We start from the raw sequence: 26,315 nt of genomic DNA, 5'->3' as shown, positions 1-26,315 counted from the left end.
CAACTACGGCTGCCTAAGCGCTTCTTATATCAATTGCGCTTAATCAGCCATAAAAAAAGGCCCAATACTTATAAAGGGCCAGAGTTAGCGTCTTAGAGTGTTACTGATTCAACAGCTGCAATACCTGCTGGGTCGAGGCGTTGGCCTGAGCCAGCATTGCCTGAGAGGCCTGCTGCAGCACTTGCGCGCGACTCAAATTTGCCGTTTCCGCAGCGAAGTCGGCATCCATGATGCGCGATCTGGCTGCCGCCGTATTCTCAGTGACGTTCATCAAGTTTGAAATGGTGAAGTCGAGCCGGTTGTTGATAGCACCTAAATCTGCACGTACGGCATTGATTTTCTCTAGGGCGTTATCGACTGCCTGTATGGCATTCTGGGCGCCCTTCAACGTGGCAATACTTAGGTCTTTCAGTAACTGGCCGCTTTCGGTGGCACCAAAGGTGCCCGCTCTGAAACCGACGCCTTCAAGACCGGCAATACCATTAGCGCCTGCAGAAATTTCTATCTGGGAACCCGAGGACAACGTCACTGCACCAAAGGTTGTCTGACCAAAGGCGGTGCTCGCCGCAGTACCGGCCGCGTTACCCAAGCCAAATTCTTCTGGAGTACCGGTACCGCCCGCCGCACCCAGGGTAATATTGCGCCCATCGATGGCCAGCAGTTCAATTCCGCTACCTGTGTCGCGAGCGGTTACCCCGGTTTGCCCAGAGATTTTATTGATCGCGTCGACCGTGGCCGCTCGATCTGCACTCACCTCGCCCACACTGGTAACCGTTGCTAGGGTGATGCCATTAATGGTGGTGGTAAAGGTATCGCCCACGCCGGCGGGCGCAACCGAGGACTGCCCCACCACCGCTGTACCCGTCACACTGGCCGTTACGCCCGTGGCTTCAGATACGTTATTAATGGCTTTGGCAATGGCGATGGCACTGCCCGTTTTACCGACGGTACTGGCGGTGTCGTCAGTGGCTTTAGCGCCACCAATTTGAATGCCGTTGATAACCAGGTCGCCCGCCTGCAACTGGGTAGCGACCACATCGGCGCCTTCGTGGGAGGCACTGGTAGCTTGCGCTAAGACCCCAGAGAAGCTACCTGCCACAAATCCAGACTGTGGCGTCAAACTGCTATCACCGCCAATGACGACTTCACCACCGTTCACCGAGAGCAGCGATACACTGCCGATTTGCAGCGCTTCAGCAGTGGATACAGCCGCCAGGCGCAGGCCGGTATTTGCTGCCGTTAGTGCGGCAGCCGAAGAGGTCACCGAGATATTGCGGCCATCTTCGGCCACCAAATTGATCCCCGTGGCATCCTCCCCTGAGTCAATGGCGGTTACGCCTGTTTGAGCAGACACCGCATTAATGGCCGCCACAATGGCCGATCGCGTAGTGGCGCCATCGGCGGTGGTGGTCACCGACGCCGTGGTCACACCGTTAATGGTAAAGGTACCGGTTTGACCCGCCACTGGCGTCATGGACGCCCCGGCCATTACGGTACTGTTGACTGTAGCTTTAACGCCACTTAGATCGGCCACACTGTTGATGGCCGCTGCCAATGCAATCGAACTGGCATTGGCATTGGATGTAGACGCCGTATCGTCCGCCGAGCTAGTACCACTAATGGCGACCCCGTTAATGGTGAGATCGCCCACGGTAATGCCGAGAGTACCCGCGGTTGGCGTGTCGTAGTAACGGCTGGTATTGCTGAGCCCCGCATCCTGAGCAGAGCCCAGCGTGCTCGAGCTCAATTCGCCCACCTGGAGGTCGATAAACTCACCGGCCTGAGCACCCACTTGCAGTGCCACCGCACCTAAACTGCCATTCAATAGCTTCTGGCCGTTAAACGACGTCGTTTCGGAAATGCGGTCTAGTTCAGACTTGAGCTGTTGAACTTCGGCATCCAGCGTCTTGCGGTTGCTGTCGTCGTAGATGCCGTTAGAAGACTGAATGGACAGCTCTCTGATTCGCTGCAGGATATTGGTGGTTTCATCCAGCGCACCCTCGGCAGTTTGAATCAACGAAATACCATCGCTGGCATTACGAATCGCTTGATTCAATCCGCGAATTTGCGAGGTCATTCGATTGGAAATTGATAAACCAGCGGCATCGTCGGCGGCGGTATTGATACGCTTGCCAGATGAAAGTCGCTCCATAGCCTGGCTCATATCATCGCCAGACTTCACCAATTGTCGCTGTGCGTTTAGCGACTGCACATTGGTATTAATGACTAATGGCATCTTGTTTCTCCTCTACCCAGAGTATTTGCCAGACCAGCTTGTCAAAACACTGGTTTCGACTAGCCACATAGAACTCATGTGTATCAGAGCAACTGCTATGCCAACTTCAAAAAATATTTATAAGACCTTGTTTTGCCTTATAAAAAATGAATTAGGTTAGTCATACTTCCGCGTAAATATATGCGGCGGCAAGTTTTTGTCGCTATATAAAAAGCGAAGGCGGCAATCGATTGCCGCCATAAATTAACCAAGCCGCTGAACTTTCAAGAGATCAACAGCATCGCGCGGTAATCAGTAACTGATTGAATGACAATTTGAAAGTGGATGGCTACGCATCAACCTGGCAACCACCTGCCATGCCCACGGGCCGAATACTGTGGACGCAGCCGATTGACAGCTGGCCATGAAGAAAAACACGACGCTCGATAAAAATAGGAAACGGCTCGCTATCGGTTGTGCTAAAACCACAATAGCGGCACTATTCGCAAACACAGGGTGCAGCGACGGACACTGCGTCCATTTGCGAACCATGAATAAATGTAGGTCATTGCACGAGGCAGCCAGGCCACCATGAATAGATCGAACCAAATCAGAGAGTTACAGGCATTGATAGCGGTTTCTAAGCGGTTATTGGATGCCCTTTTAAATGACGACGTTGACCAAGCGCGCGAACTGGCGATAACGCGTGACCAGCTTGCAAAGGCCATAGCGTGGCAGGACATCACACATCCAGATACCGAGTCACTCGCTCATGCCATTAAGTCCATGGACGACCAACTGCGCAGCCTTAGCGCAACACTTGCCGCACGGCATCATCAAGAATCGCCAAAAGTTCAGGCAAAAGCGCGCCGCAAAATCGACGAAAAATACGGCAGATAGCGCTAGAGGCGATCAAACAAACTGAGCTGGCTGATTCTCACAAAAGTAGATTGGGCGGCTTGTAGTATAAGCTCCTGTTTCGACAAACGGCTGGCCGCTTCGGCGTAGTCTAAGTCCTGCAATTCAGACAATACCTCCTTACTCACCAGCTCTGTGTCGAGGTGTAGGTCTCGGGTTGACTCAATCGTATTAAAACGCGCACCTAGCTGGCTGGTTTTTTCAAGAATACGCGTCTGAGAGTTCGATAAGTTGACCAGCGTGTTATCAACCACCTGTTTCAACAGCTGTTTGCTTTCAGCACTGTCGGTGACATTTTTCATCGCATCGGACAGGCGCGCCAAGGTCAGTAGGATATCTTGATTATCGGCGGCCTCAATGAATGCTTGGTCGCCGGCCTTGGCTCGCACACCATTGGTTGCGCTACTGCCTGTCACTGTATTAATACCCATCACGCCGTCGATATTCACCGAACCCGATTGGACGGTAAAATTTACGCCCGCCGGCATGGCAAAGCCCGCAGCGTTGACACTGATTCCCAGATTGGCCAACTTGGCTGCGTTACCGTTGCCAACACTGTTTAGAATAGCGGCTAAATCCGCGGTACTGGTGACGTTGGCATCCAGCACAAAGGATTCTACTCGCCCACCGACATCGATCTCAAAGGTTTCATTATTGGGCGCAGTGAAATCAAAGGGAAAAACCAAAGGCGCATCAACACCAAATGGGCGGGTAGCGGGGATTGCCGGCAAGCCGGACTTTGGCTCGCCGATTATAGAAAAGGACACACCGGCGGCCTCAATGCTATGCCCACTAACAAAGGGCTGGTTTGCCAGCAACACTTGACCTGTGGCTCGATTAGTAATGGTGAAATTCTTAGCAGCCGGTGTCACAGCAGAATCTGCGTTAAAGGTCACCACCATATCAGCGGGATAGAAATTGTTGTAAGCCTCCTGGTCAATCACTTGACCCACACTTATTGCAATGGGTGGATTGCTTTGATTAGAGGCACTGATACTCGTTCTAATAGTCGGCTTAGCCGAGGGAAGGTCCATAAATAAGGCCTTACCACTGTCGCTAACCGCAATTTTTACGCTTTCAGATATCTTTACAAACTTCTGACCTTCGTCGCCACGGTACTCGAACTGCCCCTCACCTAAGCGCTCAAAGGGTTGGGTTGAGCCTTTGTAGCCAGAAAAAATGTAGTCGCCATTGGCATTTCGCGTATTAACAAGGTTCAACATTTCCTCTAGGCGGGCGTCCACCTCACTGGCTAAGGCCAAATAGTCTGACGGCGTTAGAATGGCGGTATTTCCCGCTTGAACACTGATTTCCTGGATGCGCTGAATTAAGGACAATGCCCCGTTAAGGGTGGTTTCTTCCAGCTGTAAATCGTTTTCTGCGGAATTGATGTTTTTTCCGAACTGCCCAATACGCGCAATACTTTCATTGAGTTGCATAATCTTTGTGGCCGCGACCGGATCATCGGAGGGCGACAGTACGCGCAATCCCGTGCTCAATTGTTGCTGTGTTTTAACAATAGCAACATTGGCATCCTTGATGCCACGGTTGGCCACATTGAACATTTCACTGGTTGAGACTCTCATGGCTTACCTCTAAAAACTGTTCAACAGTCGATCAAATAAATCCCGTGCCACGGAGATCGCCTGTGCGTTGGCATTGTACAGCTGCTCAAATCGAATCAGACTTGCGGCCTCCTCTTCAAGGTTTACACCGGAAATGGAATCCCTCAAGGTTTGGCTTTGCGCCAGTATTTTTTCTGAGGCGTCGCGGTTTATTTGGGAGGCCGCCGTCTTTGTGCCCACCTCTTCAACCACTTTTCCATAACTGCTGGAAAAGGTGTTCTCGCCGCCATCCACCACCTTTGCCAACTCCAGATCAACCATTCGCAGCGCATTTCGATTATCGGCTGAAGCATCGCTATTGAAATTCAGCGTGAAGGTATCCCCTACATCTGGGTGGCCATCAATGGCAGCCTGAATTCCTATAAATTTATTTTGCTGGTAGTTAGCAGCCTGACTATTGCCAAATATTTGGCTGGTGCTAGGTAAGGTCGCCATTGAATAGCCTTCAGCCAGGGTGACATCCACCCGCCCACCTATCACTGCACCCGACTGTACGCCGGGGCCATTGGCCGCCAGTCGAATTTGAGGATTGATTGTGTCGCCCACATCCAGGGTTTCACCCGGTTGGGCGCTCAATCGCACATCCAGATCATCACCCAGATTAGAGGTTACTGAAATACTGGTTCGGCCTGTTGCAGAGTCCACATACACAGATGCGTAAATACCGCCATTTTTCAGGCTAGCGTTCTCATTAATACGCTGGGCAACGTAATTGACAAAGGCTTCAAAATCAGCCGCCGGGTCCGGCACTTCCGACGACAGCTCGTTCACACCGGTCAGGGGGTTGATCTCATAGGCCAATAGTTGCTCGCCATTTACGGTCAACTGTAACGGTTCCGTGCGCGTAAGATTGAAGTTGTCCAATTTTGCGGTGGTGTAGGCCTTGGCGCTCACGCCCTCCAAATTGGATAGCGTGCTGGCCAGTAGGCGCGCGCTGCCGTTTGGGCTACTGGTAACCGACTGGGTGACGGGCTGGCCGGTGGCTGGATTAATATGGCTGATCCGGACAATTTCTGCGGGGTAACGATTCCCGACTACACCCTCTCCCGACAGGCCACTGGTTCCGCCCACGGTGGTAAAACTGGCGCCCTCCACGTTGAACCCCAACAAATTGTTGGCTTGACCGACGGGTGCTGTATCCAGCCCACCATCCGGGTCGTTATTGTAATTTTGCAGCGTAATATCGCCGTAACCTAGCGACAGCATGCGAAAAGCCAGCTCGCCATTTTCATCCATGTACGCCTGTACGTTGGCGCCCGCCAGATCGTCATTAATATCCGCTAGCAGCGTTGCATCATCCACGATACCCGGGCTGTTGATGGTGACGGTGAAAGTACCGTCATTGGTGCCGTTTAGTGTATTGCTAACCACGACATCAAAAGCGAACTGATTCGCAGTCCCGGAAAAGTCCGTAACGCCATAGTTCGGCGCTACCGCGCCCGTAGGCTTCAGCGCAGCCTGCAGCAACGGCCTACTACCTTGCGGCAGGCCCACTGCCCGTCCATTAGCACTTACCTGTGTAGCACCAGGATCCTCGGAGAATAATTTATTTGATAGACCTGGCACAAAAATCTGATTGCGAATGGGCGGCGTCAATTGAACTGGATTACCAGGATTGGAGTTATCTAAGATGTCATAACTCGTGGGCGTGTTGAATTTGACAATCAGCGGCGGTGAAAATTTGCCGTCTGCAGAAAAGAGCGGCAGCCGATCGCCACTGTCATTCAATACAGATAGGACCTCGCCCGCACTGATATTGCCACTACCCTGATTGGCCAAACTGGCATCGGTCAACAGGGGCGATGCAAAGGCAATCTCATCGGTGCGGGAAATCGCGGCACTGAAAGCGCGGGCACCCAGGCGCGTCGGCTGCAGTAAAAACTTATCGCCACGGGTAAACGAGCCACCCTCAAAGCTCAGGGACAAACCGTCAAATTCAACCTCAAAGGGAAAGCTACTTGCCATAATACCCTTGGCAGCTATGGCGCCGTCAGACACCCGTGTAATGGTGTAAATGCCACTGGCACCGATATCCAATTCATAGTCGGATGCAGTAATCTCACGGCTATCGGTAATCAGAAGTGACAGGTTCCGGTCGTCGGGCAAAGCATTATTGCTACTGCCTTTTACTCGCGAACGCGCAATATCTGGATCATTAGCACTACTGAAAAAGGCGGCGCCAAAATTCCCCTTCAAATCTAGCCCTTGTGTATGCACCTCGTTGAAGGACTCTCCCAGCGCTATCGCTAAACGACCGATCTCATTGATTGCCGGGTCCAACACATCGTCCCGAAAATCCAGCAGACCACCAACTTTTCCTCCATTAATCAAATCGGTAATGCGCTGTGGGCCTTTGGCTGAATCGAAAATAATGTCTGATTTAGAGGCATCGAGTAACCCGCCCTCTATACGCAGTTTTCGCGCATCGCCCCCAACAACCAGGGGCTGGCCGTTGCCGATAAGTACGTTTATCTGATTATCGCCTTGATCAAAGGTGCTGACAGACACGAATTCAGAGAGTTGCCGCATGGCCTCATCGCGCTGATCCAGTAAATCATTTGGCTCAGCGCCCTGCCCTTCACCAAAGGCCTGCGCAATTTTCTCATTGAGGTTGGCAATGACACTGGCCAATGAATTGATTTGAGCGACTGCGGTGTTTAATTGCTGTGTTACACCGGCATTTAAGGCATCAAAGCGGTCGTAAAGCGTGTTAAACCGGGTCGCTAGATTTTGCGATTCACTGATAATCAACTGCCGTGCGGGTACGGATGTGGGGTCATTCGCACCGTTTTGCATGGACGCGAAAAAGCTCTGCATGGCAGCCGCCACGCCAGTTGCGGGGTCTGACAGCAGCGAATCAACCTGGCGAATATTGTCGTTAAAGGTTTCCAACTGATTGTACAGGGTGGTATCAGAGCGCAGCTGATCGATAGCGAACTGGCTGGCAATGCGCTCAATGGTTTGGAGATGAACCCCATTGCCAGCGTAACTTCCCCCTAAAAATGTCGCCGCATTAGTCCCCGCCAGCGCGCGCTGACGCGAATAACCTGCGGTATCGGCATTGGAGATGTTATGACTGGTGGTCTTAAGTGCAGATTGACTGAACTTTAAGCCACTGATGCTAATGCCTAATAAATCTGCCATTGACACTCACCTGCATAGGATTTCTGATCTATCCGCAACGTTGGCGCTAGCGGATGATAGGGTTACCTAAAGCTTGAGCAATTATTGCGCCATCTTTTTAGAAATAAGGTTTTTTAACAGCGGACTATTGGCAATTCGCTCTATTTTTTCTGCGTATTTGGGGTCGGTGGCATAGCCACCTGCTTGCAAGGCTTTTGCGTAGTCTCCAACAGTACTGGTACTCAATGACGACTGGTAGCGAGGGGAACTTTTCAGGAAATCGGTAAAATCGTTAAAGGCATCCGACAAGCTGTTATAACGCCGGAACTTTGACAACATCTGCACGGGAGTTCCCGCATCGTACTCCAGCACCCGCCGGCTCACCGTGTCGCCCTGCCAGCGCTGATCAGCCTTGATATTAAAGAGGTTATAGCTACTTTCGCCTTCGGTATCTGCCAGCACATGCTGGCCCCAGCCCGTTTCCAGGGCCGCCTGCGCCACAATTGCCTCAACCGCAACGCCAAGTTTACGCGCCGCGCCTTGTGCTAATTCAAACACGGCATCCACAAAGGACGACATTTTTTCCTCCGGCTCCAGCTCAAGCGCGGCAATATCAGCAATCGGTACTCGGTGGGCATTGGCATTTGTCTCGGTTAAAGGTTCGCTCGAAAAATCAGCTGAGCTCACTGGCGCTACTGCCAACTTTACATTACCGCTTTGGGTTGCGAGTGCCGAGACTGCATTCGCCTGTGGTACCGTATCGGCGGCAAGGTCTTGCTGTTGTTGCGGTAAATACTTGCCGTACTGCTCGCGCATTTGTGCAAACAGCGCCTCAGCCAGTCCAAGTCCTTTGTTTTTGGTGAGCGACAAGGACATTTGCTGATCTAGTAAATCGCGATGAAACTTCATTTCACTGGACTGGGTGTAATTGCCTTCGGCAAATACATCTTCCGTGGCGCGCATGGTTTTCAACAATTGCTGTACGAACATCGCCTCAAACTGACGCGCCACTTCACGCAGCGATTGCTCGTCACCTGCGCGGCCCATTTTTTTGACGGCATCAAGTGAATTCAGGTCGGTGAAATTATCGACATACTGCTGGCGTGGCGGAAAGCTGAAGTCGGGCATGATTAAATCACTATCAATTCGGCTTTCAAGGCGCCCGACTGCTTTAACGCCTCCAGTATGGCCATCAGGTCACCGGGGGCCGCACCCACTTGATTCACAGCCCTGACGATGTCATCGAGACTCGTGCCCGTATCAAATTTAAACATGGGATTAATTTCTTCCTCAACACCCACATTACTTTGTGGCACCACCACAGTTTGCCCCTCGCCCAGAGGGTTGGGCTGACTCACCTGTAACGCTTCTGAAATGGTCACCGTCAGACTACCGTGGGTGACCGCCACCGGCGACACGCGTACATCCTGGCCCACCACAATCGTACCCGTGCGGGAGTTAATGACCACGCGCGCCGGCTCGCGTCCAGGCTGCACATCTATATTTTCCAGCAGCGATAGATAGTTGACGCGCTGCGCGGGATTAACCGGCGCCTGTACAGTGACCGACACGGCATCTATGGGCGCTGCGACATCGGGGCCTAGCAGGTTGTTAATACTCTCTGCCAAGCGTTTGGCAGTGGTGAAATCCGGCCGGTGCAAATTGAAAACAATGGAGCGCCCCTCGTCAAACCGGGTCGCAATCTCGCGTTCGACCAAGGCCCCTGAAGGTACGCGCCCTACACTCGGCACATTCACCGTCACGCGCGAGCCGTCATTGCCTTCGCCGCCAAAGCCACCCACCACTAAATTGCCCTGGGCAATAGCGTACACCTTGCCATCTATGCCTTTCAGGGGCGTCATAATCAAGCTACCCCCGCGCAGACTTTTGGCATTACCAATAGAGGAAACAGTAATATCTAACGACTGACCCGGCTTGGCGAATGCAGGCATCTCCGCGTGCACAGTTACCGCTGCAATGTTCTTCAACTGGAGCTTAATGCCAGGCGGTAGCGCAATGCCGAATTGATTCAACATATTCATAAAGGACTGCACCGTAAACGGCGTCTGGTTGGTTTGGTCACCAGTTCCGTTCAAGCCCACCACCAGGCCATAACCCACTAATTGGTTACTACGCACGCCGGCCACGCTGGCGATGTCTTTGACGCGCTCAGCCTGTACAGGCTGCGCGAAAAAGCCACTAAGTGTTAATAGCGCGCCAATCTGAATAAGTGAACGAAGCGCGATCATAATGGCCACACCGGTGAGTTGAAGAACTGCGACAACCACCCCATTTCACCCGCGTCCGCAAGTGCGCCTTTACCGGCGTAACTCAGGCGCGCATTGGCAAGCCGTGTCGACAGAACGCTGTTATCCAGTCCAATGTCTTCGCGCCTCACCATGCCACTAACGCGAATAAATTCCTCGCCTTTATTAAGCGTGATCCACTTTTCCCCGCGAATAACCAGGTTGCCGTTGGGCAGTACATCGGTCACAGTGGCGGTAATATTGCCCTGCAGGCTGTTACTTTGATCCGCATCCGATTCACCCACAAAATCCCGGTCGGCCTGGGTATTGGTATCCAAAGAATACTCGCCCAATCGTGGTGTGACACCCAAAATACTGCCACTAAAATTATTGTCTGACTCTTTCTTGACGCTCACACCCGATTTTTTGCTGCTCACTGTGCGCTCGGACAGTACGATGGTAATAATGTCGCCTACGCGCGTTGCCTTGCGGTCGTCGAAGAACGACATGCTGTAGTCGCCTCGGTAGAGCGAGCCATCGGTGGGGGTTGGCGCCATAGGAGTGTTACCCAGTACCGGCGCATAGTAAGGATCATTCGGGGATGGCGGCTGAGAAACCACGCAGCCACTGAGCCCTATCAGGCCACAAAGACCGACACTAAAAACTGCAAGCAGGCGCTGCATCATCGACCTCCTATTACAGGTTTTGAGTAATAAACTGGAGCATTTGATCGGCAGTTGACACCACCTTTGAATTCATCTCGTAAGCGCGTTGAGTAGTGATCATATTCACCATCTCTTCCACAATATCGACATTGGAATTTTCAAGGGTGCCCTGTAAGACCGCGCCCAAGCCGTTCTCGCCTGGTGTACCGGCCTGAGGATTGCCACTGGCAGCGGTTTCCAAGAATAAGTTGCCACCAATAGCCTCTAAACCTGCAGGGTTGATAAAGTCCACTAATTGAATATCGCCCACCTGTTGCGGGTTGGGATCACCCGGTATGAATACATTTACGACGCCATCTGTGCCAATGGTGATGCGATTGGCATCTTCGGGAATGGTAATCGCCGGCTCCAACAACAACCCATTGGCATTCACTATCTGCCCATCGGAATTTAAGTGAAGCTGACCATTGCGGGTGTACGAGATGGTGCCATCGGGCTGTAACACCTGCATAAAGCCGCGCCCATTAATAGCCACATCCAGGGATTGATCCGTTACTTGCAAGCTGCCAGTTGGAAACTCTTTGTGCGTACCCACCACGCGCACACCGGTACCAAGCTGTAGACCAGACGGGAGCTGGGTATCTTGGGTGGTTTGCGCACCGGGCTGCCGCTGCACCTGGTACAGTAGATCTTCGAACACAGCCCTATCGCGTTTATAGCCCACCGTGGAGGCATTCGACAAATTATTGGAAATGGTGGTCAGCTGCTTGTCGTGTGCGCTCAGACCGGTTTTGCTGACATAAAGTGCTGCGTGCATGTTTTTCTCCTACGGCTCTTAGGAGCCTTTACGCTCAACCAGCGCATTCGAGGCTGGTCGATTCATGTTGTTAGCTAATCTGCAACAGGCGCGCAGATGCCTCGGAATTTTGCTGCACGGTGCTCATCATCTTGACGTGCAATTCGTATTGCCGCGCCAAGGTCAACACCGACGTGAACTCGTGCATGGCATTTACGTTGCTGGCCTCTAAAAAACCGGACGTAACCTGTACAGCCGCATCCGGTGCCAATACCGCGCCATCGCGCGTGACAAAGTAGCCACTTTCATCTTTTTCCAGGTTGTCCATATTCGGATTTACCAGCTTGAGCCGATCAATTTGTGCCGGCGTCTGTGGCCCTTCGCCCGCATTGATCACCGATATACTGCCATCCAGGCCAATCTCTATTTTTTCCTGGGGCGGCAACGCGATGGGGCCGCCATCGCCCAATACCGCTAAGCCTTCGCTATTGCGTAAGATCCCGGCCGCGTCAATTTGCAGGTTGCCAGCACGGGTATAGACCTCTCGTCCATCTGGCATTTGCACCGCCAAAAAACCATCACCATTAATGGCCACATCCAGCTCGCGGCCCGTCTCCATGAATGCGCCATGGCTGAAATCCGTGGCAGGCGACTCCGTCAGCGCATAGGCCCGTGTTGGATGACCCTCGCCGTAGTAAACAGGCATGGCCCGGGCCTGCGCAAAATCAGCCTTAAAACCCTGGGAGTTGATATTGGCCAAATTGTTGGAGTGCGCCGTTTGCGCGCGCATATTGTGCTTGGCGGCGGTCATCGATACGTAAAGCGCTTTGTCCATGGATACTTCCTCTTGGCGACAATTTTCCGTGCACTCGGATTCATATCTATAAACAGAGCAAAATAGATGCCAGCCTCAAATAATGGGCACAAAAAGGGGCGGCCAAGGCCGCCCCATTGGTCAAGTCAGGAAAACTTAGCGCAGGTTGATGATGGTTTGCGTGACTGCATCTGCAGTTTCGATGGTTTTGGCACTTGCCTGGAAATTGCGCTGAGCAATAATGAGGTTCACCAGCTGCTCCGACAAATCCACATTGGAATCCTCCAGTGCACCGGCATTAATTACACCCAACGCAGCGGTACCCGGTGTACCAATTTGCGGAATGCCCGATTCGAAGTTTTCCGCCCACATAGTGTCACCTGCGGGCTGTAACCCCTGTACATTGGCAAAATCCGCAATCGCGAGCTGCCCCAATACCTGAGCTTCGCCGTTGGTAAAGCGCGCGAATAGTACACCTTCGTTGTCCAGGTCAATTCCGGATAGACGGCCGGTGGCATAGCCATTCTGGTCGACGTTATTTACCGCAAAGGCACTGCCAAACTGCGATGTGCCATCCATTGATATTTCAAAATTAGAATTAGTCGGAGGCGTAACAATGGGTAGCGCACCACCCTGCAGGCGGTTCTGTGGGCCCTGCGCACCATTTGGCGAGCCGTTCTGGTCAAGCGGCACCCAGTTAGAAATCAAGATATCATCGCTTAGCAAGGGATCTAGCGCGCCATTGGAATTAAAACGCAAATTGTAGGACGCGCGGGTCGGCAGGACATTGCCGGGTGGCGGCAAGGTTGTGTCCGGATCTCCCACGTCTTCACCATCAATTTGCACGTACATTAACCAATGATTTGGCGCGGTGGTGGGATCATTCGGATCAAACCCCTGCCGCACGAAGTACTGCGTCATAATATGGTTATTGCCCAAGGAGTCGTAAACCGTTACCGATGTCGAATGGTTATAGGTGCCCTGATCGGAGGGATCAAATTGATTAATAACAAACGGCTGGAAGGACGTCGGCGTAAACGGGCTGTATATCCCAATTGCAGGCGGGTTGGGATTATTTAATGTGTAGCCCTCATCCAAGACTAGATCAATAGCGCCACCCACAATAATGCCATTTACCGAGGCCAGTGAATTACCGGCGCCAATACCATCGTTTGCGGGGTCGGCCTCCAGGGTTTGCGACGGTACAGCGGTATTGCCCTGCACTTCTACCGTGTCGCCATCATCCGTCGAAGTCATGGTAAATAACAAATCGTCACCAATGTTGCTGGTGATTAGCAAGTCGCCCGTTGTGGTATCCAGCGAGGCAGAAATACCGGGCAAGGTGGACGTGGACAGATTGTTAATTTCCGTCGCCAGTGACGCCAGATCATTGGCATTCAAGGCGACATTATTGAGCGACAACACCATGTTGCCCGACGCGTTCACATAACCTCCAGCAATTAAACGCGCTTGCGTGGTTGCCGTTGCGCTCACGCCGGCAAGCCCATTCATTTCCGAGGCGATCTCAGAGGCCGTCTGCCCGGCGGCACTGGTGTAAGTAACAGTTTGATTGGGGCCAACAATATCAATGGACTGGAGCGGATAGCCGTTATCTACCGCTGCCGTACCCGAGTTGTCCTGGATTGTTCCGGCACCAATAGCTGCGCCCAGCCCTAAAGTGCCGGCATTCGCGCTGGCATTTGTGACCGTCACTTGGGACGGCTCGCCATCTTGCAACGCCTGAAATTCTATGTGGAAATTACCGCCGCCGTCATCCACCGCCACGGCCAGTACATCCAGAGGAGTCTGCGGAAGTGTCGGCGAAAATATCTGACCGTTAATAACACCTTCCAGGGTCCGCAAATCGTTAAAGTTATTGATATTAGCTGGCACACCATTGGCCGTATTCAGCGTAATAGAGACAGTGCCGTTGTTACCAGAGCTGGCGCCCGATAGCTGGACGTCAAATGTAATGGTGTTGGCATTAAAGTCAAAACCTGCACCCGGCAGGGTAAAGTTCGCGGAACTGGCCGTAGATGTTGTCGCATTTTGCAGCCCCACCTGCGTCACAGCAATGGCGTTACCGTCGGTTGTAAGCGTGGTGCCAGAGCGCTGCAAAACCGGCGCATTGGCATTCAAATTCAGCGCCGACTCCACCAGTGTTGTTTGCCGTGGTGGTTGGTTGCCCGTTTGAATTTGCATGTCGCTGATCACACCGCCAATTACACCATTGATATCGGCGCCAAAACCCTGTAACCGACCATTGGTATTGTTGACTATGTAGCCGTCTTTATCGACGCCAAAGGTGCCCGCGCGGGTATAAAACGCATCGCCACCCTGATTTAAAATGAAAAATCCTGCGCCACTGATCGCCAGATCCAGCTCGTTCTCGGTAAAGCTGATATTGCCCTGACTAAACTGTTGCGACACCGCTTGCAAACGCACTCCGCCGCCAATGGTATTGACACCAGAGCCCAAAATTGTGGTGGCATAAACATCGCCAAATTCTGCCCGCGAACTCTTAAAGCCGGTGGTGCTGGCATTGGCAATATTATTGCCAGTGATTTTTAGGTCGGAATTTGCTGCACGAATGCCGCTTAACGCTGTATTGAATGGCATTGTAATCCCCTGCTTTTACGCTAGTTAAACTGCTTCACATCTGACATGGAGACCGGCCCGATTCCCGCCAGATTCAACGTCAACTTTCCACTTGCACCAATCGTTACGCTATTCACGTTAGCGCTCAATGCAGTGTCTAATTCGGTGGGTTCGCCATCGAGACTGGCGGTGACCACAAATTTGTACTGTCCGGGAGCGGCACCCTCTGGCAGGTTACTTTGCCAATCCAGCAGCTCGCCATTTGCTTCCATGTACATGCCGTCCCAACGGAATACCAACTCGCCTTTTTGTTGCGGCCCAAGTGGCACAGATTCCAACAATGCCCCGCCCTCGCTATAAATACTCACTTTCACGTCATTGGTGCTGGCGGGCAGTGTCACGCTACCGCTGACGACATTACCGGCGGCCAGGTGAGCGACTTCTGTGGGTACAGTTACAGAGCGACCCACTAGAGACGAGGCCTGCAACGCCTGGTTAGACATCATCACATTTGAAAAGCTGGAAAAATTGCTGTTGAGCTTTTCAATTTCCTCCAGTTCGCTGAACTGCGCCAGCTCGGCAATGAAAGCGGTGTCTTCCTGGGGGTTGAGCGGATCTTGGTTTTGCATTTTAACCATCAGCAACTCCAGGAATTCGGTCTGCCCCAGCTCATTACTTTTTGGCCTATCTTTGTTCTTAACCCCAATATCCAGGTGATCCAGAACGCCGCCAATATTACCTAAGCCCGACATAGCCAATCCTCACTATTGTCCGATGGTTAAAACGCGCTGCACCATTTGCTTAGCCGCGTTCATGACTTCAACGTTGGTCTGGAAACTGCGCGAGGCAGAAATCATATTGGTCATTTCTTCCACCACGTTCACATTGGGATAAAATACGTAGCCATCCGCATTTGCCAATGGATGATTGGGCTCATAGCGCTGCTGTAAGGGCGCATCGCTTTCCACTACACCCAGAACCTGTACGCCGGCTTGTGATGCTTCGGCCATAGACAAGGGCAACATACCACCGCGGGCATTATTGAGTGCGGTGCTAAACACGGGGTGGCGCGCACGATACACATCGTCGGTACTCGAGCTGGCCGACTGGGCGTTCGCCATATTGCTGGCGGTGGTATTCAGCCGCAAACTTTGGGCGTTCAAGCCGCTGCCGGCGATGTCAAATATGGCATCCAAAGACATGATTACTCTCCTTTCACCGCAGTCATCAGGCCCTTAAAACGGCCATTCAAAAACGTAAAACTCGCCTGAAAAGCCAGCGCATTACGCATATAGGCGCTGTGCTCTATTTGCTCTTCTACTGTGTTGCCATCCACCGAGGGCTGCTGCGGCGTGCGGTAAAGCAGGTCTTCAAGCGTAGTGGACGACTGGCCTTGCAAATGATCCGAGCGAGTGCGCTGCATTTCAAAGGATTGGCGCTGCTCCTGGCCCAATTGGCGCGCCAGCGCAGCCTTAAAATCTATATCGCGCGCCTTGTAGTGCGGGGTATCAGCGTTGGCCAAATTATTGGCGAGCACTTCCGCACGCCGCGCGCGCAAATCCAATGTTTTCTCAAAAAAGCCTGTTGCTTGATCAAAACTGATGGCCATGCTGACACCTTCACTCGAATCACTACCTGCACACTTTCTGCAGATCGCCTGGATAAACTTGCTATGGATTCAATAGAGCAATTGCTGTGCCAGATAGATAAAATCATGCAACACATTGATTTATAAGACTATTATTAAGGTGGATCACCACTTAAAACGATCAACTTGCCGCCCGAGCGGCAATCTTTGTCCGGTGCTTTCCGTCTTTGCGGCAGTGCGAAATCGCTGGCGCTCACGCTATGGCAACAGAACGGTTCAATAAAGGCTGGGATAAGTTTTTGCGGGAACGCGCTTGGGTTAGCGTGCGCGGTAGAGTATGCCGGGGTTGCAGTGGATCATTTCAAAAAGCTCAGACGCGCCGCCCAAGCCTTCCGAGGCGCCCAAAAACAACACGCCGTTGGGTTTCAGGGCCCTGTGAATTCGCGACAAAATATCTAGCTTCAGGTCATTATTGAAGTAGATCAAGACATTGCGACAAAACACCACATCAAACTTGCCCAAGCCGCCAAAGCTCTCTTGCAAGTTTAATGCGCGGTACTGAATGCGCTGACTAATTTGCGGTTTAGCCCGCCAGAGGTTGTCAGGTAGTTGATCGAAATAGGTATTTAACCGCTCAACGGACAGCCCCCGCATGACCGACGCGCGATCATAGGTGGCTGATCGCGCTACTTTCAACATGCTGGGCGATAGATCCGTACCTAGAATACTGACATTCACACCCAATCGCTCGCCCATGGCACGGCCCGACTCCTCTACCGCCATGCTGATAGACAGGGGCTCCTGGCCAGAGCTACAGGCTGCCGACCAAATTTGAATGGAACCCTGCGATTTTGCCAGTTCTGGCAGCAGCTCCGACTTCAAGACATCAAAGGGGTAGGTATCGCGAAACCAAAAAGTTTCATTGGTGGTCATGGCATCGATAACGATATCGCGCAATGCGCTATAGCGATTCGAGTTCAGCTGATCCACCAACTCCCCCAAGTCCTTCAAGCCGTGATGGCTTAACAGCGGAATTATGCGGGTGGTCACCAAGTACTGTTTATTTTCGGCCAGATATATACCACAGGCCTTTTCCAGAAAGTCGCGGAATGCAGAAAACTGGGCGGGCCTTAAGCCCGCCTGTTGCTGGTCAGAGGAAAACGACATGCTAGCCTCGCTCCGAGACTGAGTGGCATTGTTCCGTTGCAATCAACAAACTCCTAAAATGCTGATTCATTCTTCGTCGAGCATACTCTCGCCACACATAGATTTAACCCGCTCATTCACTCGCCGGGCAAGATCATCGGGATGAAACTTAGCCAGAAAGTCATTTGCACCCACTTTTTTCACCATGGCCTGATTAAACACGCCACTCAGCGAGGTATGCAAAATAATGTGCAAATCTTTAAGTGCTGGCGTTGCTCGCACCTCAGCAGTAAAGGTATAGCCATCCATCTCGGGCATTTCGATATCTGATATCACCAACAGCAGCTCTTCGGTAACACTCTTACCTTCAGCCACCAGGCTGTTCAGAAAATCCAATGCCTCGCGTCCATCTTTGCACAGCGTTGTTTTCAGCCCCATCGATTCAATTACACGTTGAATCTGTTTGCGGGCAATGGTGGAGTCATCGGCTATTAGCACATGTTTCTGCACCACACGCTCTGCAATGCCGTCTTCTATAACGCCGGCCGATATCTCTTCACTAATGGGAGACACTTCTGCAAGTATTTTCTCCACATCAATGATTTCCACCAGCTGGCCCTCTACCTCAGTGACGGCGGTGAGGTAGTTTTCCTTCCCAGACCCCTTTGGTGGTGGATGAATATCTTCCCAATTCATGTTGACAATACGCTCTACTTTTTTCACCAAAAAGCCCTGGGTAGAACGGTTGTACTCAGTGATGATAACAAAGCAATTGCCGATGTCTTTTAGTGCCCCGTGGCCCGTCGCCAGGTTCATATCCATAATAGAAATCGTGCCACCGCGTATGTGGGCGACACCGCGCACAACGGGGTTGCGCTTGGGGATTTCATTCAGTGGGGGGCACTGCAACACTTCTTTCACTTTAAACACGTTTATGCCGTACAACTGCTTGCCAGCCAACCGAAATAGCAGCAATTCCAAGCGGTTTTGCCCTACCAGTTGGGTACGCTGGTTAACACTGTCTAAAACACCTGCCATTGCGGCCCCCATCCAGATTCACACAAATAGTTTGCCTGCCCTAAACATAGCCCACATTGCTGGGCTTCGCCTGACGGCATGCATGTTGCAGTGCACAAGTACAACAGGCGAAAGCAAATTGCCAAAGCAACACACTGGCCGGCTAACCGGATACCCCGTTATCGGCCCGTGTACTGCAACCTTGAGTAATAACGAAAGCATAGGCTATAACCCATGACCTGTAGGTACCTTTTCATATTCTGCTTGCTCTTGTATGCCACCAGCGCTCAAGCCCGCTGGCAGCCTTGGCCAGCGGTGATGGAAGGCGCTAGCCAAGTGGCCTACAACTACTACCAGCAGCGCTACCCCACTGCAGACATAATTGTCGATGTTGACGCGCCCGACCCACGATTAAAGCTCCCAGAATGTGCCAATAAATTGACGTACGATTTAGGTGTGCCGCCCGAAAACGGCGGAAACTTGTCTGCTCAAGTAAAGTGCGAAGGCGCCAAGCAATGGTCCATGTATCTAAAAATGAATATCGCAGTCTGGACTGACATCGTCGTCACGGCGCAGGCGCTCAAGCGCGGCAGCCTACTATCGAAGGCCGACTTGCGCCTGCAGCGGGTTAACCTGGCAGAAACTCGCAATGGCACGCTCTACAACGCCGAAGAGGCTATCGGCATGGAGTTGCGTCGCACCCTGGCCGCCGCCACACCGCTGCGGATAAGAGATTTAGAAGAGCCCATGGTCATCAAGCGCGGTGATCGAGTACAAATCGCGGCACGTTTAGGCGGTTTAAGAGTTATTATGCCGGGAACCGCCTTGGCCAATGGGCGTATCGGGCAGCAAATCGCCATCAGCAATGATCGCTCGGACCGAAAAGTACGTGCTAAGGTCATTGCTGAAGGCCAGGTAGAAGTGCCCCTGTAACGGCGGCAAATTAATTAAAAAAGCGCTAAAGTTTGCTTTAACACGGCCGATAACCGGCTGTAACAGCTATTTTAGGAGCCCAGCGCAGCGATCAATTGTTCACCCACGGGTGGCAAGGCCAGCGCGAAGACGAATCCACAAAGGGCTCACCCCAGGGTGAAAGGTGAATTAAGAGGTGTCTATGATTATCGACCCAAAATCAGGCTTAAACAGCCTGAATACGCAGCAGAGCCAGCGGTCGGCACAAAAACCGGCGCCCGAGCAGCGCGCCGCCGACAAGGCTGACAAGCCCCAGGGCGATAGCGTGCAGCTGAGCGACCAGGCACAAAGCATGCAGCGCCTCGAAGAAAACATCGCCAAGGCTCCTAGTGTCAACGAAGATCGCGTTGCCGCCCTAAAGGCCGCCATTGCCGACGGCAGCTATCAGATCAACGCTGAGCGCCTGGCCGATAAAATCCTCACTAGCGAAGGCATCTAACCGCACCGCTGCCGGGCGCCAGCCTCAAGCGCCCGCCCCCACCTGCCACTCCGGCACATTACTTGCTTTGCTTACTTTACCCAACGTCTGTGAAACCTGTGACCGGAGAACACCATGGCAACCCCTATCGCTTTTCAAATTGCCAAAATAATTGATCAAGAACTGCAGGCTGCCACCAACTTACTGCAACTCCTGCAGCAGGAATCCGATGCGCTCAGCCAGCGCAACGCCGACCAGCTCGGTCATATTATTGAGCGCAAAAGCCAGGAGCTCGTTAACCTGGATCAAGCATCCAAACAGCGCAAGCAGCTGATGACAAACCAAAAGCTTCCCGCAGACGACAAACATTGGCGCCAATTGTTAACCCGTTGCCGAGATGAGCGGTTGATCGCTCAGTGGCAGCAACTAGAAGACAATATCAAGCTGTGTAAGAAAGAAAACGAAACCAACGGCAAGCTTTTAGCCCGCAGCCAGCGGGTTGTGAACCGCTTAACGGCAGTGCTCAAGGGGCAGTCAGCCGACACATCGCTCTACAATCAAAAAGGTAATCACAACGCCAGCAAGCGCACCTTAACCTACGCCCAGGCCTGATACAGTGACCGTCGACCACGAATTACAAGCCACCCAGCGGCTCACAGAGGCGGAAGATATCTTTAGGGTCATCAAGTCATTGGAGCTAAACCGCAGCTTTATCACCGTGACCTTACCCCAAATTAAAGGCGTGGCAGCCAGCCTGGTCCTGGGTGCAGACCTGGATCAGCGCAGCTTTGTCATCGACCAGCTCAACGAGCCACTGTTGCACGATAAGCTTCATACAGGTGCCACCCTGGTATTTCGCGCGGCCTATGGCGGGGTGCAGGTCAGTGGTGAAGCGCGCGTGGTGACTGTTGATCACAACGATCAGGGCGGCACCATCAGCCTGGCCTTTCCCGAAAAGGTATTACACCGGCAAAGACGTGCCGCCTACCGGGCACTTATCACCGCAGCACCCGTTCCAATCACGCTGGCCAACAATAACCGAGAAGCTATCGAGGGCGAAATCACCGATGTCTCAGCCGAGGGCCTGGGCGTAGTCTTCCCAAAATTTGTACACCCACCCATCGAGCCAGGCGAGTTTTTTGAGACGGTGCAATTTGAAGCCAACGGCCAGCAGTGGAACATTGCACTTACGGCCAAACACCCAAATTACGACAAAATGAACGACAAATACCGCTGCGGTTTTAGTTTTCATCAGCTCAATTTGGCGGAAGAAAAAGCCGTCAATCAGTGGGTAATTAACTTACAACGCCAACAGCGTAAAAATCACCGCTTAGGCCACCCGCGCCCCTAGAGCCGCCCCTCTACAACTTTATTATTAATTTTTGACCGAAATACCGCAGCAAATTACCCAAATACCCAAGCTCCGAGCGCGCCAAATCGACACTTTGTCGCACTCACGCCGCAGAGCTGCAGCATGAGTACCAGCGCAGCAGCACAAACAATAACGAAAAGGTAGTTTTAAGCAATTTATTAGCCTCCAAAGGCGACAAAAAGCGCAAAACAATCTCTCACTGGGGAATCTGGCCAAAACTAACAACCTACACGCCATTGATGTAGAATCCGCGCCCAACCGAAATTCACGCAGCGGAGATGTACAAGATGTTGCCAACCCTACGCTCAACACTGGCGATGGCTATGACCCTTCTGGCGTTTAGCCTATCGCCCCTGGCCAGCGCTCAATCTGTTAGCAGCCTGCAATCCTCCCTAGCCAAAAAGGAGTCCGCCCTTTCGACGTTGGACAGTCGAATTCACAGCTACAGCCAGCGCCAAACAGATGCCGAGGAAAAGCTGCAAGAAGCATTGCAAGACCTTGCCGAGGCCACGCGCGAGCTGGAGACAGCCCGCCAGAGCAACAGCCCAGAATCTGCGACCCAACAGGCCCTAGCCGCCAAAAAAGTTGACCTTGCCAACAACGCACTGGAAAGCCGTCAAAGCCGTTTGAACAGCGCGCGCGAAAAATACAGCGCGCTATTGGTCGAAAAGCAAACCGTTGAATCAGACATTGCGGCCCTTACCGCATTGATCATCCAAAAGCAGCAACAAGCGCAAGCTGCGGCCATTGCCGCCAAAAAAGCGCCCGCAGCCGCAGCAGTGCAAGTTGCGCCCCAGCCTGTTTCGCAAATGGCCGAACCCCAATTGGCCCAAGCAGCCACACAGCCTGTTATTGCAGTTGCTAGCCCGCAGCCCGCAAACACTACGCCGGAACCCGACGCAGAACCCGAGCCAACACCGCGCCAACGCCACGCTCAAATGAAAATGGATGAGTTAAACGCTCGCATCAAAGGAGCGGACAAAGAAGGCTGGCGCAAATACGACAACCTAAGCCTGCGCGTTAATCGGGGAGAGCTCATTGAATTTGAGTTTTTGGGCAACCACCAGTACTACGCGGAAATTACCCTGGCCGAAGGCAGGCACAAAATCAAAGTGCGCTCGCGCACCTTCTCTGTCACAGTGCCCGAAGAAGAAAACGGCCACACCTTTGTGGTGCTTTACGACACCCGCGATAAGCGTAAAGACGAGTTTTCTATTTTCAATAAATCCCTGCTCGACTAACGTCTGTAAGCGCGAGCGCATCGAGCGCTCGCGCGTGCTTCGCAGTAAATAGCGCAATCTGCCCTACCCGTTTTTCACACCACTTTACGACACACCCTCCTTGTAAGGCTAGGTAAGCCGTAGTCGCCAGTTCGAAATATTACAATTCAAACGCCGCCACAGAATAAGCTTAGAAAAATCCATCCAACAATGTGCCAACCCTAAGACTGAACACTGACCAGGCTTCCATCGCCTGCAAATAAGGCATGACCCTGCTTTACAGATATTCCCAGCTACAGATAAGCAATCAGCGTGTCGAGACAACTTCACTGCCCTGCAGGTGCAAGCTTATGCTGCACCAGAAGCTGATCGCATAAAGTGAACACGGTCTTATGTTTCCGTTGACGCCTCCAGATTTGGCATCTCAAAATTACTCCAAGTGAGACCTTTTGCAAGCACCCTCGTTCTTGCTGTACAAATTTTCGCTAGCGCTCAGGATCTTCTTTTAACTTTTGATTCCCTGCTAAACGTTTCTTGTACCCATTCATCGCCCTATCTAGGGACGTCTGCAATGCGTAGGGGACGTCCTTCTCCAACTCCATAGAACTACACTCCATTTATCTACAACGATTGGTATAGGTGTCCTGAATAAAAGGATTGCAATCACCGCATAACGCACGCAAACCTCAACTATTAAGCATCAGGCTTATTGCGAGCAGATTTTAATAGGGAGACAAGTATATCGGCGAGAAAAATCAATTTTGACCGCACATAAAGTACTGCCGTACAACCCAGCAGTTGCTTGGCGTGGATGTCCCAGCAACTACTTAGTGGATTATCTAGAGCTACTGGATTAGACGGAAAAACAGGTGCGCACCAATAAACGCGGGGCCATCTCGGTGGAATTGCCCCCTATTCTGGAGCGACTCGCTATAGACCCAAAGCACTGGCTCTACAGCACCACGCAATTTGAAAGCCGGTTCAAAGGTTTTGCGGGCGGGGTGTACAAAGTCAAGCAAACCTGTGAAAAACTGGGTTATCAACGTACATCAGGCCTGGACAGCTGCCGACTGCTGAGTTAAACCGCTCATCCGCTGTTAATTTCTTTAACTGCCACCGGCAGGACACACCAATGCCTCAAGTATTGTTTTTTGACGCTTAAAATCTTATTGATAGACATAACCAAGATTTAAACTCTTTTCGAAACAAGATTATGGAAAACTTACCGATTGACTTTTTGTTATGGATATCCAGTTTATTCTCTGTGTGTAAGCCTATAGGGGATCCATACGGCGTTATTCAGTAATGTAGAAACAAGGCAGGTACACGTTGCGCCGCCACTCATTGCGCAGAATAGTACTGTATATCCTCTAATTGAGCTTTAATGGTTTCCACTCTCGCTACGATGTAATCGAAATCTATCTGGCTCAGTTCATTCTGTACCTGGTACCTAAATAGCAATATAGATGCGAGCAAACCTACGTTATGAATATTTTGAGCCAACTCCCGAATTTTAACGCTGGCTGCCTGCGGCTTATCAAGGTCTATGACGCATTCTTCCTCATATTCCACCAAACCAAGAAAGTGACTAAGGCTCCGCGTACGCCTACTAATATCTTCAATCGGGCTGGTCGACTTAAAGCTTTCAGCCTCTGAACCTCGATTAGCTGGCCTACTAAAAAATCTTTGTTCGGATATCAATTGGTTTAATTCGCGGAGCCGATTAAGTACATGAGTAAAGTCATTCGAACCTCTACGACTAGACTCCGCCTCATAAACCACATAATTGACGCTATTGTTCGGAAAACATATTTGATATAAGAAGTCTACGCTTTTAACTTCGAGATTATTCTCCTTCAGCTCTTCACGCAACACTTCGTCAAAGAACTTTCGGTGGGCGTAAAAATTACTTGAAGTCAAGGCGGCATCTGCCTGCGAGCTTTTTACAACAGCTATCCAGATTACTGCTATCGCAGAGAAGGACGCTGCGACCCAGAACGAAAATGAAAAACGCTCTCGAAATTCATTAAAGCACTCAGACTCAAAGCAGACATTGTAATTGCCATGCGAGACCAGGATGGCCAAAAAGGACGCGGCAGATAAAGACACTCCAGCAACAACAATTCTAATGAATGTGACATTCTTGGATAAAGAATAGCCAGTAGATTTGCCGAATAGTAAAAACCTCAAACAGCCGGTCAACCAACGCCACATCCCTTTCATCGCTGTATTCCTACGGTGTGTCTATCGAAATTCACGTCCACTAGGCAGCTTCTCGATTTGCTGCCAACGTCGTATCACTGCCTAAACTAGCCAGAAAGGTTTATATACTGGTTCAGGAAAATTGTCACGCCAGCGGTAGCGGCACCGCCAGTTTCTTGGGGATTGAGGCAGTCAGGCGGTTGGGGACTGATGTCTAAGAGCAGCGATTAGCTCGAAACTGCTGCCTAGTAAGTGGTGCCCGAGGCCGGGTTAACGCTAATAACCTAAGGGCTATTAGCGCCCTGCGGGCCGCGTCGCTGGCGCTCCTTGTTCTAAATGCTGGTCGCATTTAATGAACCTCACCGGTTCAAGTCCCCGGGGACAACAGTGCACTGATTGAGGTTTAACTGCGGAAGTGTTTGCGAAGTATAAATGGTGCCCGAGGCCGGACTTGAACCGGCACGACCGTGAGGTCGGGAGATTTTAAGTCTCCTGTGTATACCAATTTCACCACTCGGGCAGTGGGCGGGCAAGTGCTTGCCTGCGGGGGCTGCAACCAGGGTTGATTGAAGCGAAAAATGGAGGCGCGACCCGGAGTCGAACCGGGCTCAACGGATTTGCAATCCGTGGCATAACCGCTTTGCTATCGCGCCAAGGGCCGGCATTGTAGCCGAGCATTCATAAAAAATGCAATATTTTCTGATACTTAGGTTAATTAAAACTGATTAATTACTACCTAGCACCCTACCCGCCGCCGCTTGGCCTTGGGAGCGCGCTATTCTATTGCGCAGGCTGGTGGTGTCAAGCAATTACGCCTTGCGGCTCATATTCATCAGTGGCCAGGCGGCTTTAAGGTAGATAAACATCGACCAAAGCGTAAGGCCTGCCGCCAGGTAGATCAAAAAGTAACCTGCCAGCTGTGCCTGAGGGTGGCTTTCTGGCTCAAAGGCCAGCAGGATGATCAGCGCCACCATTTGGGCGGCGGTTTTTATCTTGCCCAGAAATGACACCGCCACGCTGGAGCGCTTACCCAGCTCGGCCATCCACTCGCGCAGCGCAGAAATGACGATTTCACGGCCGATGATCACGGCCGACGCAATGGCCAGCAACGGGCTCTCATGCACGCCAACAAGTAATACCAGCGCCACCGCCACCATGAGCTTGTCGGCAACTGGGTCGAGAAAGGCGCCGAACTCTGTGGCTTGCTGGTAACGACGGGCGATGTAGCCGTCTAACCAATCGGTGATTGCCGCCAGTGAAAAGATGATCGCGGCCGCAGGGTAACTCCATTTATAGGGCAAATAGAACACCACAACAAATAGTGGGATGAGTGCGATACGAGCAAGCGTGAGCTGATTGGCCAATGTCATAAGGTGCGGC

Annotated in this window: 23 protein-coding genes and 2 tRNA genes; 7 read left to right on the top strand and 18 right to left on the bottom strand. The window is 51.9% G+C overall.

The window, feature by feature from the left end; translation table 11 throughout:
* Nucleotides 1–100: 100 nt before the first annotated feature.
* Nucleotides 101–2,236, bottom strand: coding sequence for a flagellin N-terminal helical domain-containing protein (locus ACW8F6_RS00585; RefSeq protein ID WP_491573885.1), 2,136 nt, complete (start codon nt 2,234–2,236; stop codon nt 101–103).
* A 570-nt stretch (nt 2,237–2,806) separates the two neighbouring features.
* On the opposite strand from ACW8F6_RS00585, the gene ACW8F6_RS00580 reads away from it, so the two are divergent.
* The gene (locus tag ACW8F6_RS00580; protein WP_491573884.1) at nt 2,807–3,115 is read left to right on the top strand and encodes a hypothetical protein; all 309 of its coding nucleotides are present in this window, start codon (nt 2,807–2,809) and stop codon (nt 3,113–3,115) included.
* Between the two features lie 2 nt (nt 3,116–3,117).
* Here the strand turns inward: ACW8F6_RS00580 and flgL are convergent, their stop codons facing one another.
* From flgL to ACW8F6_RS00515, 13 genes are all read right to left on the bottom strand, one after another.
* Nucleotides 3,118–4,719 (bottom strand): flagellar hook-associated protein FlgL, encoded by a 1,602-nt coding sequence (gene flgL / locus ACW8F6_RS00575; protein WP_491573883.1) that lies wholly within the window; start codon nt 4,717–4,719, stop codon nt 3,118–3,120.
* A 9-nt stretch (nt 4,720–4,728) separates the two neighbouring features.
* On the bottom strand, nt 4,729–7,902 hold the full coding sequence (flgK, locus tag ACW8F6_RS00570; protein ID WP_491573882.1) for a flagellar hook-associated protein FlgK: 3,174 nt from the start codon (nt 7,900–7,902) through the stop codon (nt 4,729–4,731).
* A gap of 81 nt (nt 7,903–7,983) precedes the next feature.
* Entirely contained in the window at nt 7,984–9,009 is a 1,026-nt protein-coding gene (flgJ, locus tag ACW8F6_RS00565; protein WP_491573881.1) for a flagellar assembly peptidoglycan hydrolase FlgJ, read from the bottom strand.
* A 2-nt stretch (nt 9,010–9,011) separates the two neighbouring features.
* Nucleotides 9,012–10,130, bottom strand: a complete 1,119-nt coding sequence (locus ACW8F6_RS00560; RefSeq protein WP_491573880.1) for a flagellar basal body P-ring protein FlgI — start codon at nt 10,128–10,130, stop codon at nt 9,012–9,014.
* On the bottom strand, nt 10,127–10,810 hold the full coding sequence (gene flgH / locus ACW8F6_RS00555) for a flagellar basal body L-ring protein FlgH (RefSeq protein WP_491573879.1): 684 nt from the start codon (nt 10,808–10,810) through the stop codon (nt 10,127–10,129). Before flgH ends, ACW8F6_RS00560 begins: the two co-directional genes overlap by 4 nt.
* A gap of 13 nt (nt 10,811–10,823) precedes the next feature.
* The gene (gene flgG / locus ACW8F6_RS00550; RefSeq protein ID WP_491573878.1) at nt 10,824–11,609 is read right to left on the bottom strand and encodes a flagellar basal-body rod protein FlgG; all 786 of its coding nucleotides are present in this window, start codon (nt 11,607–11,609) and stop codon (nt 10,824–10,826) included.
* Nucleotides 11,610–11,679: 70 nt separating this feature from the next.
* Nucleotides 11,680–12,423 carry a flagellar basal-body rod protein FlgF gene (gene flgF, locus ACW8F6_RS00545; protein ID WP_491573877.1) on the bottom strand — a complete coding sequence of 248 codons (744 nt, stop codon included), beginning with the start codon at nt 12,421–12,423 and terminating at the stop codon, nt 11,680–11,682.
* Between the two features lie 135 nt (nt 12,424–12,558).
* A complete protein-coding gene (locus tag ACW8F6_RS00540; protein WP_491573876.1) occupies nt 12,559–15,021 on the bottom strand; it encodes a flagellar hook-basal body complex protein in 2,463 nt (820 codons plus the stop codon).
* Between the two features lie 20 nt (nt 15,022–15,041).
* On the bottom strand, nt 15,042–15,752 hold the full coding sequence (locus tag ACW8F6_RS00535; protein WP_491573875.1) for a flagellar hook assembly protein FlgD: 711 nt from the start codon (nt 15,750–15,752) through the stop codon (nt 15,042–15,044).
* Between the two features lie 12 nt (nt 15,753–15,764).
* Nucleotides 15,765–16,202 carry a flagellar basal body rod protein FlgC gene (gene flgC, locus ACW8F6_RS00530; protein ID WP_491573874.1) on the bottom strand — a complete coding sequence of 146 codons (438 nt, stop codon included), beginning with the start codon at nt 16,200–16,202 and terminating at the stop codon, nt 15,765–15,767.
* Nucleotides 16,203–16,204: 2 nt separating this feature from the next.
* On the bottom strand, nt 16,205–16,609 hold the full coding sequence (gene flgB / locus ACW8F6_RS00525) for a flagellar basal body rod protein FlgB (RefSeq protein ID WP_491573873.1): 405 nt from the start codon (nt 16,607–16,609) through the stop codon (nt 16,205–16,207).
* 297 nt (nt 16,610–16,906) lie between these two features.
* Entirely contained in the window at nt 16,907–17,755 is an 849-nt protein-coding gene (locus ACW8F6_RS00520) for a CheR family methyltransferase (RefSeq protein WP_491573872.1), read from the bottom strand.
* Between the two features lie 66 nt (nt 17,756–17,821).
* The gene (locus tag ACW8F6_RS00515; protein WP_491573871.1) at nt 17,822–18,772 is read right to left on the bottom strand and encodes a chemotaxis protein CheV; all 951 of its coding nucleotides are present in this window, start codon (nt 18,770–18,772) and stop codon (nt 17,822–17,824) included.
* Between the two features lie 213 nt (nt 18,773–18,985).
* On the opposite strand from ACW8F6_RS00515, the gene flgA reads away from it, so the two are divergent.
* From flgA to ACW8F6_RS00485, 6 genes are all read left to right on the top strand, one after another.
* The gene (gene flgA, locus ACW8F6_RS00510) at nt 18,986–19,684 is read left to right on the top strand and encodes a flagellar basal body P-ring formation chaperone FlgA (RefSeq protein WP_491573870.1); all 699 of its coding nucleotides are present in this window, start codon (nt 18,986–18,988) and stop codon (nt 19,682–19,684) included.
* A gap of 181 nt (nt 19,685–19,865) precedes the next feature.
* Nucleotides 19,866–20,162, top strand: coding sequence for a flagellar biosynthesis anti-sigma factor FlgM (gene flgM, locus ACW8F6_RS00505; RefSeq protein ID WP_491573869.1), 297 nt, complete (start codon nt 19,866–19,868; stop codon nt 20,160–20,162).
* Nucleotides 20,163–20,276: 114 nt separating this feature from the next.
* Nucleotides 20,277–20,753, top strand: coding sequence for a flagella synthesis protein FlgN (locus tag ACW8F6_RS00500; RefSeq protein ID WP_491573868.1), 477 nt, complete (start codon nt 20,277–20,279; stop codon nt 20,751–20,753).
* A 4-nt stretch (nt 20,754–20,757) separates the two neighbouring features.
* Complete coding sequence (locus tag ACW8F6_RS00495; RefSeq protein WP_491573867.1) at nt 20,758–21,492, top strand: flagellar brake protein; 735 nt, start codon at nt 20,758–20,760, stop codon at nt 21,490–21,492.
* 308 nt (nt 21,493–21,800) lie between these two features.
* Nucleotides 21,801–22,754 carry a hypothetical protein gene (locus ACW8F6_RS00490; RefSeq protein ID WP_491573866.1) on the top strand — a complete coding sequence of 318 codons (954 nt, stop codon included), beginning with the start codon at nt 21,801–21,803 and terminating at the stop codon, nt 22,752–22,754.
* An 848-nt stretch (nt 22,755–23,602) separates the two neighbouring features.
* Nucleotides 23,603–23,815, top strand: coding sequence for a hypothetical protein (locus tag ACW8F6_RS00485; protein ID WP_491573865.1), 213 nt, complete (start codon nt 23,603–23,605; stop codon nt 23,813–23,815).
* Nucleotides 23,816–24,074: 259 nt separating this feature from the next.
* Here ACW8F6_RS00485 and ACW8F6_RS00480 read toward each other — a convergent pair whose 3' ends face one another.
* The 4 genes from ACW8F6_RS00480 to pgsA form a co-directional block, all read right to left on the bottom strand.
* Nucleotides 24,075–24,956: a hypothetical protein gene (locus ACW8F6_RS00480; protein WP_491573864.1), complete on the bottom strand. Its 882-nt coding sequence runs from the start codon at nt 24,954–24,956 to the stop codon at nt 24,075–24,077.
* Nucleotides 24,957–25,368: 412 nt separating this feature from the next.
* Nucleotides 25,369–25,455, bottom strand: a tRNA-Leu gene (locus ACW8F6_RS00475).
* Nucleotides 25,456–25,514: 59 nt separating this feature from the next.
* Nucleotides 25,515–25,588 (bottom strand) — tRNA-Cys (locus ACW8F6_RS00470).
* A gap of 156 nt (nt 25,589–25,744) precedes the next feature.
* Nucleotides 25,745–26,305, bottom strand: a complete 561-nt coding sequence (gene pgsA, locus ACW8F6_RS00465) for a CDP-diacylglycerol--glycerol-3-phosphate 3-phosphatidyltransferase (RefSeq protein ID WP_491573863.1) — start codon at nt 26,303–26,305, stop codon at nt 25,745–25,747.
* Nucleotides 26,306–26,315: the final 10 nt, after the last annotated feature.

It is taken from the genome of Simiduia sp. (genome assembly GCF_058345725.1).
The sequence above is the reverse complement of the archived record's forward strand: the minus strand, read 5'-3'. Positions and strand labels throughout refer to the sequence as shown.